Here is a 13,469-nt window from a genome sequence, read left to right as displayed (position 1 = left end):
TATAACAAGACTGGCAACTTCCTGCTGCCAGTCTTGCCTTTTTTATTTAAAAAATTTAACATATTATTTCGGCTGAAGGACCATGTTGGTTTGCGTGTAGCCCGCCGGAATGGTATTGGGTGCTGGCGGTGTGTCTGCATTAAATCCAGCACATCCAGCTGCTCCGGCTACACATTCATAATCGTTAAGGTTAATCTGCTGCCACGAAAAAGTAGAAGGGCCGGTTCTTACAGGATAATAAGTATTGAGTACTTTTTTATGGTCATCGTTAGCATTTACTTTGCTGTCATTCATGGTAAATGACATTGCTGCAGCTCCGATTACTAAGGTAACGGCGGCGGCTCCTAATGTTGCTTTTAGGTTTTTCATAGTGATCATTGCTTTTCTCAATCAAAAAGCATAAAACTTTAGTTTTATTATGCCTACTCTTTTAAAGGATTTTCGACAACCTCCCAATGATATAATGCATTATACTCTATAGTTATTTTCTATTCTTAACGGCATACCTTGTGTCCCCAATCTGTCCTCATCAATGACCCCAATCATAACAGGCAGGAATATCCAGGAATTAAAATATCACCGCCCTTACAGTCCATTGATTCGAAGGCAGCAACATCTAGGAACAGGATATGCCGTGCATAAAATTCAGCACCTAATAACACACCTGTTTGCACAAGAAGCGGGCTGCATTGAAAACATCTTTCATTTTTTTGCAGGCAATATGTCGAGGGTTCCGGATAGTGGATTATAAATAAAGCCTGCAGAAGGTATCTTGTAATACAATGTCCGTATTCTCTTTTCAGTGAAGTAAAGTTAGCAGCTCATTTTTAAGTACGAAACCAAAAAATGGACAAAATTCAAAAACTTTTGTCCATTTTCTGTCCATTTTTTTCCATAACCTATAGATTTCCCCTTGTAGAAGGACTTTCATAATTACCTCAAACCTTCCCAATGTTTATTGTAGGCAATTCGAAATGCTTTCTCGTTTCGATACCCCACCAGTTCATAGACCTCTTCAATACTCCTATGATCTACTTCAATGAGTTGCCTGGCGTGATCCATCCTGAGTCGGGTATAATACTGGTGCGGAGTCATCTGTAGTTCTTCTTTAAATTGCCGGATTAATGTTTTTTCCGTCGCAGAAAAAATCTCCGCCAGCTGTTTGTTAGAAAGGTCTTTATCCTGGTAATGGATATCAAGATACTGCATTAAGCGATGGGGAAGTTCTCTGGTCTTAGTGTCTATCATCTCATTGTAATGCTGCAAAATATATGAAATGTACTTACGAATATGCCCATCCATAATACCTTTTGAAAATTTTCCAAAGGAAAGCACATTTTGAAGTAAACGAAAAACCCGGTTGTCTAATTTTCCATGATGATAAGAACCGTAGGATTTGAAATTGTTTTCATACTCATATAAAAGACATTTGATATGCTGAAAATCATCGCTGATCTCCTCAACCCACAGCGGTGATATACTTAATGCCAGTCCTATCATATTCCCCTTTTCCACCTGGGCAAGATAGCTGCCTTTATCAAAATAAGACATAAAAAATTCTTCCGGCTTTGCGCCGGTTATGGGGGTTCCATCCTCAGTGGCAAAACATACATATCCTTCCAGCAGGAAAATCAGAAACAACTGTTTTTCCGACACATCAAACCTAATTTCAAACATCTCTCTTTCGGTATGTATCTCTATCAAATCAAAATAAAAAGGCCGGTGATTATACCGCTGACTCACAAGGGCAGAAGTTGCAAATTCATAGATATAAACTTCCTCACAGAAATCCAATGGGTAACTGCATAACTTATATTTATGCCGGGAGGCCACTTTTGTTATTTTCACCGGCTCATCAAAGTGTAAATCGTAAGGCTTATTCATAACTGCTCTTTTGGAAACGGGTAGGAAAAAGTAGAGTCCATCTTTATAAGGAAATCGCCGTTGCCGAAAAAGGCAGGAATACTCCTCTAAATGGGCACGAAACCTGGCCTTTGAACGGATATCCAAATATTTCCAGTTGTATTTCGATCGGACATTACTTTTATAAGGGTTATAAAAATAATGCACTTAAAGTTGCGAATGATAATGGTAAATTATCTCTTTAATTTAATTTTGGTTGTGTAGGATTCCATAGGTTGTTCATGTTTTTGAGGGTTAATAGTTCACGTAAAAGAGAATAAATAAAAATCAAATGTACGATATTTTATTTTATAGAACACTTAAAGCCAACCTGTTAGGTTAGCTTTAAGTGTTTATTACAGATCACACCAGCCCGAATACCCGGCAAAAGTGTTTGTGTTACTTAATTAAAGGAAAATTCAGCCATCCTTTCATTGCCAAAGTTATCCGAAATCCAAATCTCAAATTCGTGGGACTCTTTTGATTTCGGTTTGTATAATAATTTGAATTTCTCTCCTTCCACAGGGTACAGCACATTCATTTTAAAAGGTTTATAATCCGGGAACATCAATGCTCCCTGCCCTTCATACTGAAAGTAACGGATGAAGTACCTGGTTCCGCTGTACTGCCCTTCCTTCTTGATTTGACAGAGTATTTCCACGGTCTGGTCTGCAACAATGTTTTTGGGTACCGGCATAAACTCCAGTTCAAACGGAAAATTAGTCTGGATCTCCAGCTCTTTTTGACAAGAGGTTAAGAATATACTGATCAGCGCGATAAAAATGATCAGCGCGATAAAAAGTATGGTTACCAATTTTTGTTGTATACCTGGTTTCCTTACAAGAGGATTAATAGAATATTTCATAGCTCAATTTTTTATCAGAATATATAACGAACACCAATCCCGCCACCCGGCCTGAATCGTTCAAGGGAAGTTCCCAATAGGTATTTGGTATGGCCCCGCAAGAGCACTACCAGCTTATCCCCAAGATATGTTTCTAAAGAAACGTTCAATCCACCACCATAGATAAAAGAGTCTTCATTCTTTATAATGGCACCACTGGGCAACACATTTTCACTGTTGTTAATAACTTCATAGCCACCGACGGCGCTTAGCCCCATATTAAGTGAAATCGTTCTTCGCCAGTCCCCAAGAAGGTACAAGCTGTGTCCTACTTCAGCCATATAGCTTTGAACAGGAATGCTTATTCCTTCAAAGGTGTGCTGCTTCCGCATATACTCAAAGGCCCCGAAGTTATAATTCCCTTTTGCCCTGTTAAGGGTAATTCCAAGCCTCGTGTAGAAGAAGTCATGCAGGGCTTTTTCTCCTGAAACAATTCCCGCTCCGAGTTCCAGGCCCTTCTGTCCCTGAAGCTGGCGCTGGGCATTACAGGTCACAAAACCCAAAGCAAACACAAATAGTATACTGAATATTTTTTTCATTTCATTAAAAATTAGTAGGGCTTACTTTGAATTAAAATCCAGATACATTTCCTTAACCGGCCGGGCCTTCACCAAATCTGAATTTTCTATCTTTAGTACCTGGTGCCTGCCACCGTTCTTCTCAAATATTTCAATGATAAGCAGCTTATCATCCGGTATTGTCATCTGTTCCAGCAGGTAAATGTTTCGTTCTAAAGAGCTGCCATCTACCTGATTCAATGATAAATATTCACGCAGAGGCACAATAGTCCGCTCCTGGATAACAGTACGCTTAGCAATCTTCTTATCCACGACCTTGAAACTGATAAAATCGATTGTGAAGGGAATGTAGGTTACATTGCGAAACGAAAGATGGAAATAGAGTTTCCCATCAAGCGTATAAATGCCTTTGAGAAGCACCTGTATTCCGAAACTTTGAGACCCGATATGGCGGAATACCCGCTTATTTTTCTTGTAAACTGTTTTCATTACCAATTCCGGAACTGATGCCCTTTGTGTACCCAGTTCATTAAAAAGAATACTTCCATCTGTATCCTGATCAGGATAACTCGCCTTTAAACCGGTGCCTGATGCAAAATTAAAAGTGAGAACATCAGGATATTCGCTATACCATACATTGAAATTGTAAAATCTACCATCTTCAGTAATGACGGAAAAATTAGTTCCCTCTGTAAAATCTTTTACAGCCGCTTTCACTCGGAGGACATTCTCCGCATCTTCCGCCTTTCCTGCAGTAATATTTTCACTTCCCAAATCAACATAGCGGATGGCAGAAGGAAAAATCAGATGTGTAGTCTTATCAAAGGTTACCAGGAGTTCATGCGGAGAAATGATGCCGTAAGAAGTATCCCTGCACACCTCCGTCGAATCGATCGGCAACCGGATAGAGTCGCTTGTTTGGGCATGTCCTCTCAGTGGCATTGCCATGAACAGGAATACCATTACCGGTGTGATTATTTTTAAAATATTTTTCATTATTACATTGTTATAGTATTAGTTTGACACGTTAATTGTTCATTGCTTTTTAGGTACCAGGAAAAGGGGGTCCCCGGACTTAACCGTAATTTTCGGGCTGCCAATTCTCTTGGCCACGTAGCCTGAAACTCCCTGTACCACGCCTTTGGTCAGATCTGAGGTTAATTGCTGTCCGGTGGAGGAACTCAGGACAATGTTGGTACCCGCCGAGCTGCTCATTCCTGAAGCGATCTCCTTAAAGGCATTCACATCCGGGGAATAAGGCAGGTTAAGTCCAGGCTGTCCATCCAAACCATACGCAGACAAATCAACCGGTACGATATTTCCCTTGTATTCAACCGAACTTACCTGTAGTTTCAACCTTGCATCGCTATTAACCACTATTGCTGTCAGCAGTGTACCTGCAGGAATATTCATCCTGGCTATGCGTGCCCCTTCCAATAGGCGCAGCGAAATACTGCTGCCCAAAGTCACAACCTGTGTCCTGTGGATACAGGCGCGGATACTGTTTCTTATTTCCAACTGGGGATTTGGCGAGGCCGAAGATTGCCCGTTAAATAGCCGGTCGGAGCTTCCGTTTAATACAGATTCCATAAACTCCCGATCACTCTGCTCTTTATCCCTGTACAGGGAAGACACCACGTTTCTCTTTGCCGTATACACGGGTTCAACATAACGCTCCGGGGTTACCACTTTTTTTACAGAATCGACCACCTGTTTTTGAGGCATTACCTGTGGCAGATACTTTGCAGCCATCTGGTAGGATTTCTCCATCAGCTCTATGGGATCAGGCGTTTCGTTTTTTTCGGAAGATTCCGCCTTTGCTTTTTCTTTTAGTTCCCTTATTTCCCTTCTCAGCGATTGATTCTCCGCATCGGGCTGGTAAAAGCTTCCCAGGGTATTCTGTATTTCCCGGTAATTTTTTACCCCTTCAGAGGCAGGATCACCGGGTTCAGGTTCTCCGCCAACAGCCGGTAAAGATTTAGTGGAATCTGTTTCGTCATTCCAGTAATCGGATAAGGACAGCATAGATTTACGGCGTTCGTTCTCCTTTTTTTCAAGCAGTTCCCGTTCATAAGCTTTTTCCTTATCTCCCACGAGTTCCGCATTGCCGGCCTGGGGAACAGCATTATTCAGTCCCTCATCCACTCCCTTTTCTTCACTTTCATCCGGGCGGAAAATAAGATACAGGCATCCGGCAAAGGCAACAGCCATCAGTATGTAAACGAGCATCTTTCTCATCCTGCCCTTACCGAGTAGTGGAGATCTTTCACCTGTCATTTTCTCCTCAGTCACTTCATGGAGAAAGATCCCTGTGTTTTTATTACTTTCTTTCTTTTCCATAATTTTGATTCGTTTTATCAGTTATACTACTGTCACCATCAGGTACTATAAAAGTCTCTGGGCTTTGCTGTATGATGGGAACGGGGCTTTGGATATGCCTGATCTCTATTCCCTTGTTCCTGGTTTCATCTAGGTATATCCACAAGAAAACACCGAGGGACATTAGAAAGTAAATGATGGAGATGATCAGCACCAAACGGAGCCTTTGTTTATGACTCAGGTTATTGCACCAGGAATTCAGTCTTAATTGCCAATTGCCGGTAGGGTTTTTAATATATTTCATAGCCTTATTTTATGCTGTTAGCGGTCTACCGTTTGCAGATCCTTATTTTCAACTACAGTAAATTTCTCGATGGTAAATCCCTGCGGATTAGTATCTGATCGTACAGAGTTGATCAGTATGCAGGAGGTAACAAGACTCCGTTCTGTAATATTGCTGCTTCGGGTAATGTACTGCTTGGCATAAGTGAGCACCGAGTAAGGATAACGATCGAACTGGCAATGGATGCTGTCTATTTCGATCCGTTGTTGAACGTTGCCTGAAATGATCCTGTTATAATATCCTTTTTCAGAAAGATCTTTATAATAGGTAAAAGCGGTTTTATCGGAAAGAAGCAAAGCCCTTTTAATGTTACTCTCAATGGCGTCTTTGTCAGGGGCAAGTGTAAAAAAAAGTTCATGGAACCGCCTGATGTGCTCCCGGGCTTCCACGGGCCTGTTGATCTTTGCATCCTGGGATAATGCCAGCATTAATGATTTACCGTTATCCAGAACATAAATCTTCTGGCGCTGAGCTTCAGCAAACCGGTATGATTTCCACACGATGAATAATACGAGTGCCAGGCAGAAGACTGAATACAGAAGGGCATATAGCCTGATCTGCTTAAAACTGTTTTCTATATTTCTTAATACTTTAAATTCCATAATATCGTAGTGTTAGAGAGAATGAATAAAAAGGTTAGTCGGGCCGCCCAGGAGACTGCCAATAGGGCGCGTTAACAAACCGCACTGCCTCCGGCAGCCCTTCCAACCCGTTAATATCACATGGGGAACTACCGCTTGTCCATCAGTTCGCCTTTTATGATCCCCGCAGCATTACCTGCCGCAGCTCCAGCTCCGGCTCCCGCTATACTTCCTGCTTTACGGGCAGACTGATTAATATTGCGGCTGAAATTGCCTCCGCCTCCGGATTGTATTACCCAACCGGTCACTGTGGGAATCGTAAAATATCCAACGATACCGATAAGCATAAAGATGATATACGTCGTATTTGAGCCATCAGGAATAAAGTTGGGGTCTGAGAGCTGGTCTATATCATTCTGCACCATCAGCACCTGTATCTTAGCCAGCATGCTGCTGAAAAGATCTGCAACCGGAAGCCATAAATAAACGCTTACATACCTTGATATCCATTGGGTAAGGGTAGAATGAAAACCATCCCACACCGAAATGGCAAAAGCTACAGGTCCCAGGATGCTGAGAACAATCAAAAAGAACGTCCGTATCGTATCGATAACCAGCGCAGCTGCCTGGAACATAATCTCCAGGAGTTCCCGGAACCAATCACGGATCTGCTTTTCAAAATTGTACGAAGCCCGTTCTACATACATTCCGGCCATTGTTGCGATATCCGAGGGTGACCATCCCAATTCATCCAGCTTTTTATCAAATTCTTCATTTGACGCCAAAAATGCAGTTTCATGATTGCGTAATAGCGCCTCTTTTTCCAGCTGGTCCTTCTGCATTTGCAGCTTGTGGAGATCAAGGGTCTGCCCTTCAAGTATCTGGTGTGTTCCTGAAACTACAGGACTTAAAACGCTATTGATCGTGCCCAAAACGATAATGGGGAAGAACATTACACAAAGCCCGACAGCAAAGGGCCGGAGAAGTGGGTACACATCAATGGGCTCAGCGCGGGACAATGCCTGCCATACCCTGTAGGCCACATAAAAGAGTGCGCCCAAACCGGCAATTCCACGGGCAACCCCGGCCATCTGTGCACACAATGGCATCATTTCATCATACAGTGTGCGAAGCACTTCATGCAGGCTCTGAAATTCTATTGCTAATAACATACACTTAATTTTTACCAGTATTTTAATTGATCCGAACCATAGAGCTTAAGAACCCTCGCTGCATCATTCTCCTTTTTGGCTCTTATATAACTAACCGAAATATTTTTGTTCGTGTAGTATCGCACCAGGTTATAATATTCACGTACCTCTTTGTATACCTGGTCAATGATATCCATCCTTTCTTTGTCGTTTAGTGAGAGTGAGGAACTGTTCACAATCTGTTTCAGGTCTTTCAGAAGCCCCGAGCTTTCTTTCAGAAGCTGTGAGTAACCATAAGCAATGGCAGCAACTTCCTGTGGTGAAAAATTTTTATCACCGATCATTTTTTTAAAATTCACTACGTACATCTCAGAGATATCACCAACCAGAAGCACGGTCTCCTGTACCTTACGGGCATCCTTTACCAAATTGTTTACGGCCTTAAGTTTGTCGTAATACTCTTTCCCCTGCGAGTAGACCTTCTCCACCTCCTTGAAATTCTTAACCACATTGGATACAGTGGATGAGGTCTGAACAATTTCATTGGCAGAGTTGAGGATTCCCGAGATCAGGTTACCCGGATCTGTTACCACAAACTGCGCATTAACGTTTGAAATGCAGAGCAGCATTGCTGCACATAGCATTTTGATCATATTTTTCATTGCTTTATAATTTTATTTTTATTCGTTTGTTTAAGTGTATCTGACGTTCGGTAATAACCCTTGCAGCTATTCCAAACCTTTCTTCTCAGCAGCAATCCGCCGGATCGCTTCCTCGATATTTCCGTCCAGCTGTGATGCCCTCTGCATTAACTCATGTTTCTCAGATTCTTCTGTGGTAAATGCTAAATATTCTTCTGTACTTACTTCAGTCGCGTACACGGCAGAATGGTTGCCTCCAAGCCCAATCCACACTTCTTTATATAATCTCGATGGATCATTGTTCTGGTTAATGGAGAGAATCTGCGACTTCTCCTTGTCGGTAAGGCCAAGCATGGCCTGTATATCATCAAACTTGTTCATGTACTTGCGCTGGTCCAGAAGAATCTTACAATCCGAATTGTTAATAATGGATTCCTTAACGATTGGAGAATTAATGATGTCATCCACCTCCTGGGTCACGATGATAGCCTCGCCAAAAAATTTTCTGACCGTTTTAAAGAGGTACTTGATATACTCCGCCATACCTTCTTTAGCAATAGCCTTCCAGGCTTCTTCAATAAGGATCATCTTTCTTATACCCTTGAGACGGCGCATTTTGTTGATGAAAACTTCCATAATGATTATGGTTACAACGGGGAACAAAATCCTGTGCCCGGAAATCGCATCAATTTCAAAAACAATGAATCGCTTGGAAAGCAGGTCCAGCTGCTTATCTGAGTTCAGCAGATAATCGTACTCACCACCCTTGTAATAAGGTTCCAAGACATTGAGAAAATTGGATAGGTCGAAGTCTTTCTCCCGCACTTTCTTCTCTTCGAGAATTTTACTATAGTCATTCTTTACAAATTCATAGAAAGCGTCAAAACATGGACGATGGCCTGAGTCCTTTTTTAAGGATTCGATATAGAGGTTAACCGCGTTAGACAGGGCAACTTCCTCAGAGCGTGTAGGTGGTTCATCATCCCGTTTCCATAGGGTAAGGATCAGGGTTTTGATGCTTTCCCTTTTTTCAATATCAAATATCCCGTCATCCGTGTAAAATGGATTAAATGAAATGGGGTTGTCTTCCGTATAGGTAACGTATACGCCGTCCTTTCCATTGGTCTTGTTTTTTATAAGTTCACATAACCCCTGGTAGGAGTTCCCTGTATCTACCAATAGAACATGGGTACCCTGCTCATAATACTGCCTCACCATATGGTTGGTGAAAAAGGATTTCCCACTGCCGGAGGGACCCAGGACAAACTTGTTACGGTTTGTGATGATCCCCTTTTTCATCGGCATGTCGGAAATATCCAGATGAATAGGTTTTCCCGTGAGCCTGTCCGACATCTTGATCCCAAATGGAGAAGGCGAATTCTGGTAGTTCGTTTCCTCGGTAAAAAAACATAGAGCAGGTTCTATGAAAGTGTAAAAGCTCTCCTCACTGGGAAAATCCCCTGCATTGCCGGGAATCCCCGCCCAAAACAGCGTAGCTGCATCCGAGGTGTTGTGCCTGGGCTTACACTCCATCAGCGCAAGAGCGCTCCCTGTATCATTCTTGATCTGCTTTAGCTCCGCCGCAGCATCTGTCCAGGCCATAACGTTAAAATGGGCACGGATAGAAGGCAGTCCATAGGAATGAGCCTCATTGAGATAACGTTCTATCCATTCCCTGTTAATCTGGTTGCTCCGGCTATACCTACCCAGCGAGTGCATATTTTTGGCCGTCCGTTCAAACTTTCTAAGATTCTCTTCACTGTTATCAATGAACAGGTACTGGTTATAAATATGGTCGCAACTCAGTAACAGCCCGGCAGGCGCTGCAAAAGACAGTAAGCAATCGCTCCTGTCTGTGGAAAGTTTTTCATACCTGGATTCAGCACCAACCTTTCCAGGAAGATCATCCGTATCAGAAAGGGTGTGCAGGCATAGCCGCTTATTTCCAATCCGCATTTCCTCCGCCCCGAGATATAGGTCATCCAATACTCCTGTAGTATCCACCGACAAACTGAGATACTGAGAAAACAGTCCCTGCCTTTTTTCCGTCCCTACAAGTTCCGCCTCACTCATTCTCTTCATGGAAATAAGACCGCTATCGTTGATGATCCTCTCAAATTGAGCCACAGCTTCTTTAAAGCGGTAAGCGGTTTCTCCGCTCATCTTCTCCTTTGGGATCAATGCCCCTTTACAAAGCGAAGAAAAATTACTCTGCTTGCGCATCCGGTCCTTTGAACTTTGCGTAAGAAACAGGTAGCAATAGTGATTAAGAAAGGGGCGTTCATTAAAATGGCGCTCATAACTTCTGCTCAAAAAACTCTGCTGCTCTTTGTCGAGTTCCGGCAAATAATTTTCCTTAATAAACCAATCCTGCTTATGGACAATACAATAGTCCGGCAGCGTTACTACCGCTTTATGCCAGGTAGCATGAATACTTTCGTATTCAGCAGAAGATACCGTAAAGACTTCCGGAAGCGATACTTTGAAACACGCGGTAATATCGGCCTCTTTTGAGATCACAAAATCATCTTCCACAGCCAGAAGCGGAAACCTGCTTTCAAGGGTCGTCATTTTTGAAATGTTCCTCATGATTTCTGCTTATTTGATGTGGAATGGAAATACCGGTAGACCGCTTTACGGGACACGATGTAGCGGGGATGCCTTTTGCGCGCGGCAGCTTTCATTAGGCCGTACTGCCCATACTTTTTATTCAGGTGGAAAGTCTGCCAGATGATAACAGAAGCCCCTACAGCTCCCGTTCCTATACAGGCGTAAGGCGGTACACCTGCCATATAGAGGACCATAACCAGGATCAGAGTTCCTAGCAGGCCGCCGGCAAAAATGAACAGGTATTGGGCTTTCAGACCTTGAAACTCTACGCTGCGTCCTATTCCTTTGTTGATGTGAAAGGTTCCCATAGCTTAAAGGAAAAAGGATCTTAAAATGGTAGCCGCAACAATCAAAAAGATGCAGGCCCCAAACCAGCTTGCCGCAGTTTTCGAGGTATCGGGATCACCGCTGCTGAATTTGTTATACACTTTTACGCCCCCTATTAACCCAACCACAGCACCGATCGCATAAATTAACTTTGTCGCCGGGTCAAAGTAGGAGGTCACCATCTGGGTCGCTTCATTAATTCCTGCAGACCCATTTCCCTGTGCCATCACCCAGGAGCCGGATAACAGCATAACTGCCGTCATGAGAATCTTTTTCTTTCTTTTTTCCATGATCAAAAAATTTTAATTGTTACATCATGGAACAAATGTATCAGCCTCTAAAACCCGCTACACCAAAGCGTCTGGCAGGGGCATTGTTTGGCGTTACATGGCTTTAACAGCGCATAAAAATGCGCTTTGGCATTACTTTACAAGCAGTACCATTCTATAACTATCCCATTGGGGCAACACGTATCATCAGGATAACTACTGAAAAATGAGAAGGAGAAAAACGGTGAACCGAAGGACATCGATACAAGGTGTCAAAAAAGAAATTTAAAATAGGTATAAGCACTGATGTATACAGGAAACCTCAAACCAATTTCTTATATTGGAAAGACTAAAAGAAGAATTAAATGACAGAAGCAATATTTGGACTAATCGGGGTTTTACTTGGATCTGGAATTTCCTGGTTCCAGTCCTATTGGTCAAATCAAAAAGAAATCAATAAAAGTGCAAAATACCTTGCAATACGGATTGTTTGCATACTGGATCAATACCTTGATCATTGTACGGATGTAGTCAAAGATGATGGACTATCCTACGGGCAACGTACACCGGATGGATGCCTTCAGGCGCAGGTAGCAACACCTCCTCCCCCGGTTTATCCCGATGATGTTGACTGGAAAAGCATCGATCATGAGCTGATGTTCAGGTTACTTTCCTTCCCTTCAGAAATTGAAGACGGGAACAGAATGATTAAAGCAACATGGGAAATTGCAGGTCCACCAGACTATGAAGAATGGTTCAATGAACGCAAATACCAGTATAGCATATTTGGCTTAACAGCTTATAGGCTGTCAAATGATCTTGCAGAAAAATATGGAATCAAAAAGAAGGTTTACAATAACTGGAATCCTGTTACTGAGCTGAAGAATGAATTGGAGAAAGCTGCCAGAAAACGGCACGTACAAATAGAAGAACATAAAAAATTGATCAAAAGAATCTTGGGGTAATTTTTTATCATTGCTTCAGCAATTTCCATATAAAATACCAGGAATATTTCATGCCAATAATTAAGATGTTATCTCTTACAACCCTTTTTTAACTGTTGTTCTTCGTCCGAATCTGGCTGTATACCTTTATCTTCCACTTGTTTTCCCTGTTGTAACCGGTTTTCTTTTATAATGTCGCAAAGAAAGGTTTTCTCCCACGGGATGGTCTCGGCATTAAAATGACTCTGAGGCCCTATATACTTTAAGTCGCAAAGCTCGTCCATACCACTGCACCTGTTCCAACCTATAGGGTCAAGTACCCATTCGCAAGGAAACCGAACAGCAATAAGGTCTTTTGGATACTCGGTAATCCGTTCACAGTCAATATCCTGGAATTCATGGGTCAGAGGATTGTAGGGAATGAGGTATTCATCTGTTATTTCTAAATTATAGGACTCTATCTCTGAAAACACAATTCCATTGGACGCAAAATCGTCTTTGGGGCGAAGCATATTCATCCGGAGATCTACATAAAAAATATGATCTGCGATTCTCACCGTTGGAAGCATTCCTTCGTTTATCCGCCTGTTAAGTGCCTCCTGGTCAACCATCACGTCAAAATCAGTTTTCCCTTGAAGCTTCTCTGGGGTAAGCCCGTATTTCTCAGCCATACCCACCGGGTCAAGCGCAACCCATTCCGGAATTTTTACAGTAATACTACGGTTGCTATCCCTTCCAAATAACGGCGGAATATTCCTTCTACCCGGACTATAGGAAAAAACATAACCGTCATCAACATCCCGCATATCCTCAAACGAAATAACATTTTCCGGATTGTCTTTCTCATGTAATTTAAATGCGTTTACATCTACCATAAATTCGGTTCCTTCAATGGTTATTACAGGCAATTCTCTTTTCACGATATTTTTGTTTTATGGTCAATATAAAAGGGAGCCTGCG

The 13,469-nt window shown here is 42.3% G+C and carries 16 protein-coding genes; 3 read left to right on the top strand and 13 right to left on the bottom strand.

All coding sequences use genetic code 11. From position 1 onward, the window contains the following. Positions 1 to 63: 63 nt before the first annotated feature. Positions 64 to 369, bottom strand: coding sequence for a hypothetical protein (locus PMI13_RS05450; protein ID WP_007841470.1), 306 nt, complete (start codon positions 367 to 369; stop codon positions 64 to 66). Positions 370 to 532: 163 nt separating this feature from the next. Here PMI13_RS05450 and PMI13_RS21095 point away from each other — a divergent pair, with 163 nt between their 5' ends. Continuing rightward, a complete protein-coding gene (locus PMI13_RS21095) occupies positions 533 to 751 on the top strand; it encodes a hypothetical protein (RefSeq protein WP_156104379.1) in 219 nt (72 codons plus the stop codon). 182 nt (positions 752 to 933) lie between these two features. Here the strand turns inward: PMI13_RS21095 and PMI13_RS05445 are convergent, their stop codons facing one another. From PMI13_RS05445 to traM, 5 genes are all read right to left on the bottom strand, one after another. Further along, positions 934 to 1,884 carry a helix-turn-helix domain-containing protein gene (locus tag PMI13_RS05445; RefSeq protein ID WP_007841468.1) on the bottom strand — a complete coding sequence of 317 codons (951 nt, stop codon included), beginning with the start codon at positions 1,882 to 1,884 and terminating at the stop codon, positions 934 to 936. Positions 1,885 to 2,305: 421 nt separating this feature from the next. Further along, positions 2,306 to 2,767, bottom strand: a complete 462-nt coding sequence (locus tag PMI13_RS05440; protein WP_007841467.1) for a TraQ conjugal transfer family protein — start codon at positions 2,765 to 2,767, stop codon at positions 2,306 to 2,308. Positions 2,768 to 2,781: 14 nt separating this feature from the next. Beyond that, the gene (locus PMI13_RS05435) at positions 2,782 to 3,345 is read right to left on the bottom strand and encodes a conjugal transfer protein TraO (RefSeq protein WP_007841465.1); all 564 of its coding nucleotides are present in this window, start codon (positions 3,343 to 3,345) and stop codon (positions 2,782 to 2,784) included. A 21-nt stretch (positions 3,346 to 3,366) separates the two neighbouring features. Then, positions 3,367 to 4,287 (bottom strand): conjugative transposon protein TraN, encoded by a 921-nt coding sequence (gene traN, locus PMI13_RS05430; RefSeq protein WP_007841462.1) that lies wholly within the window; start codon positions 4,285 to 4,287, stop codon positions 3,367 to 3,369. Positions 4,288 to 4,359: 72 nt separating this feature from the next. Then, positions 4,360 to 5,664, bottom strand: coding sequence for a conjugative transposon protein TraM (traM, locus tag PMI13_RS05425; RefSeq protein ID WP_007841461.1), 1,305 nt, complete (start codon positions 5,662 to 5,664; stop codon positions 4,360 to 4,362). A 4-nt stretch (positions 5,665 to 5,668) separates the two neighbouring features. Here traM and PMI13_RS21665 point away from each other — a divergent pair, with 4 nt between their 5' ends. Next, positions 5,669 to 5,797: a hypothetical protein gene (locus PMI13_RS21665; protein WP_262483285.1), complete on the top strand. Its 129-nt coding sequence runs from the start codon at positions 5,669 to 5,671 to the stop codon at positions 5,795 to 5,797. Positions 5,798 to 5,964: 167 nt separating this feature from the next. Here PMI13_RS21665 and traK read toward each other — a convergent pair whose 3' ends face one another. The 6 genes from traK to PMI13_RS05390 form a co-directional block, all read right to left on the bottom strand. Continuing rightward, the gene (traK, locus tag PMI13_RS05415; protein WP_007841460.1) at positions 5,965 to 6,588 is read right to left on the bottom strand and encodes a conjugative transposon protein TraK; all 624 of its coding nucleotides are present in this window, start codon (positions 6,586 to 6,588) and stop codon (positions 5,965 to 5,967) included. A 128-nt stretch (positions 6,589 to 6,716) separates the two neighbouring features. Further along, entirely contained in the window at positions 6,717 to 7,727 is a 1,011-nt protein-coding gene (traJ, locus tag PMI13_RS05410) for a conjugative transposon protein TraJ (protein WP_034669314.1), read from the bottom strand. Between the two features lie 23 nt (positions 7,728 to 7,750). Continuing rightward, positions 7,751 to 8,380 (bottom strand): DUF4141 domain-containing protein, encoded by a 630-nt coding sequence (locus PMI13_RS05405; RefSeq protein ID WP_007841458.1) that lies wholly within the window; start codon positions 8,378 to 8,380, stop codon positions 7,751 to 7,753. 66 nt (positions 8,381 to 8,446) lie between these two features. Continuing rightward, positions 8,447 to 10,948 (bottom strand): TraG family conjugative transposon ATPase, encoded by a 2,502-nt coding sequence (locus PMI13_RS05400; RefSeq protein WP_007841457.1) that lies wholly within the window; start codon positions 10,946 to 10,948, stop codon positions 8,447 to 8,449. After that, entirely contained in the window at positions 10,945 to 11,277 is a 333-nt protein-coding gene (locus tag PMI13_RS05395) for a DUF4133 domain-containing protein (RefSeq protein WP_007841456.1), read from the bottom strand. Before PMI13_RS05395 ends, PMI13_RS05400 begins: the two co-directional genes overlap by 4 nt. A gap of 3 nt (positions 11,278 to 11,280) precedes the next feature. Beyond that, a complete protein-coding gene (locus PMI13_RS05390; protein ID WP_007841455.1) occupies positions 11,281 to 11,586 on the bottom strand; it encodes a DUF4134 domain-containing protein in 306 nt (101 codons plus the stop codon). 344 nt (positions 11,587 to 11,930) lie between these two features. On the opposite strand from PMI13_RS05390, the gene PMI13_RS05385 reads away from it, so the two are divergent. Continuing rightward, a complete protein-coding gene (locus PMI13_RS05385; RefSeq protein ID WP_007841452.1) occupies positions 11,931 to 12,530 on the top strand; it encodes a hypothetical protein in 600 nt (199 codons plus the stop codon). 68 nt (positions 12,531 to 12,598) lie between these two features. Here PMI13_RS05385 and PMI13_RS05380 read toward each other — a convergent pair whose 3' ends face one another. Continuing rightward, a complete protein-coding gene (locus tag PMI13_RS05380) occupies positions 12,599 to 13,429 on the bottom strand; it encodes a hypothetical protein (protein WP_007841450.1) in 831 nt (276 codons plus the stop codon). Between the last annotated feature and the right edge of the window lie 40 nt (positions 13,430 to 13,469).

Origin of the sequence: Chryseobacterium populi, assembly GCF_000282115.1 — a bacterium.
Lineage (GTDB): Bacteria > Bacteroidota > Bacteroidia > Flavobacteriales > Weeksellaceae > Chryseobacterium > Chryseobacterium populi.
This window is presented reverse-complemented; position numbering and strand designations above follow the sequence as displayed.

Bases quoted from the DNA above. Each gene is read 5' to 3' on its own strand.
- PMI13_RS05385 (WP_007841452.1), top strand. From the start codon at position 11,931: ATGACAGAAGCAATATTTGGACTAATCGGGGTTTTACTTGGATCTGGA.
- PMI13_RS05395 (WP_007841456.1), bottom strand. From the start codon at position 11,277: ATGGGAACCTTTCACATCAACAAAGGAATAGGACGCAGCGTAGAGTTT.
- PMI13_RS05405 (WP_007841458.1), bottom strand. From the start codon at position 8,380: ATGAAAAATATGATCAAAATGCTATGTGCAGCAATGCTGCTCTGCATT.
- traM (WP_007841461.1), bottom strand. From the start codon at position 5,664: ATGGAAAAGAAAGAAAGTAATAAAAACACAGGGATCTTTCTCCATGAA.
- traK (WP_007841460.1), bottom strand. From the start codon at position 6,588: ATGGAATTTAAAGTATTAAGAAATATAGAAAACAGTTTTAAGCAGATC.
- PMI13_RS05440 (WP_007841467.1), bottom strand. From the start codon at position 2,767: ATGAAATATTCTATTAATCCTCTTGTAAGGAAACCAGGTATACAACAA.
- PMI13_RS21095 (WP_156104379.1), top strand. From the start codon at position 533: ATGACCCCAATCATAACAGGCAGGAATATCCAGGAATTAAAATATCAC.
- PMI13_RS05445 (WP_007841468.1), bottom strand. From the start codon at position 1,884: ATGAATAAGCCTTACGATTTACACTTTGATGAGCCGGTGAAAATAACA.
- PMI13_RS05400 (WP_007841457.1), bottom strand. From the start codon at position 10,948: ATGAGGAACATTTCAAAAATGACGACCCTTGAAAGCAGGTTTCCGCTT.
- PMI13_RS05435 (WP_007841465.1), bottom strand. From the start codon at position 3,345: ATGAAAAAAATATTCAGTATACTATTTGTGTTTGCTTTGGGTTTTGTG.
- PMI13_RS05450 (WP_007841470.1), bottom strand. From the start codon at position 369: ATGAAAAACCTAAAAGCAACATTAGGAGCCGCCGCCGTTACCTTAGTA.
- PMI13_RS05390 (WP_007841455.1), bottom strand. From the start codon at position 11,586: ATGGAAAAAAGAAAGAAAAAGATTCTCATGACGGCAGTTATGCTGTTA.
- traN (WP_007841462.1), bottom strand. From the start codon at position 4,287: ATGGTATTCCTGTTCATGGCAATGCCACTGAGAGGACATGCCCAAACA.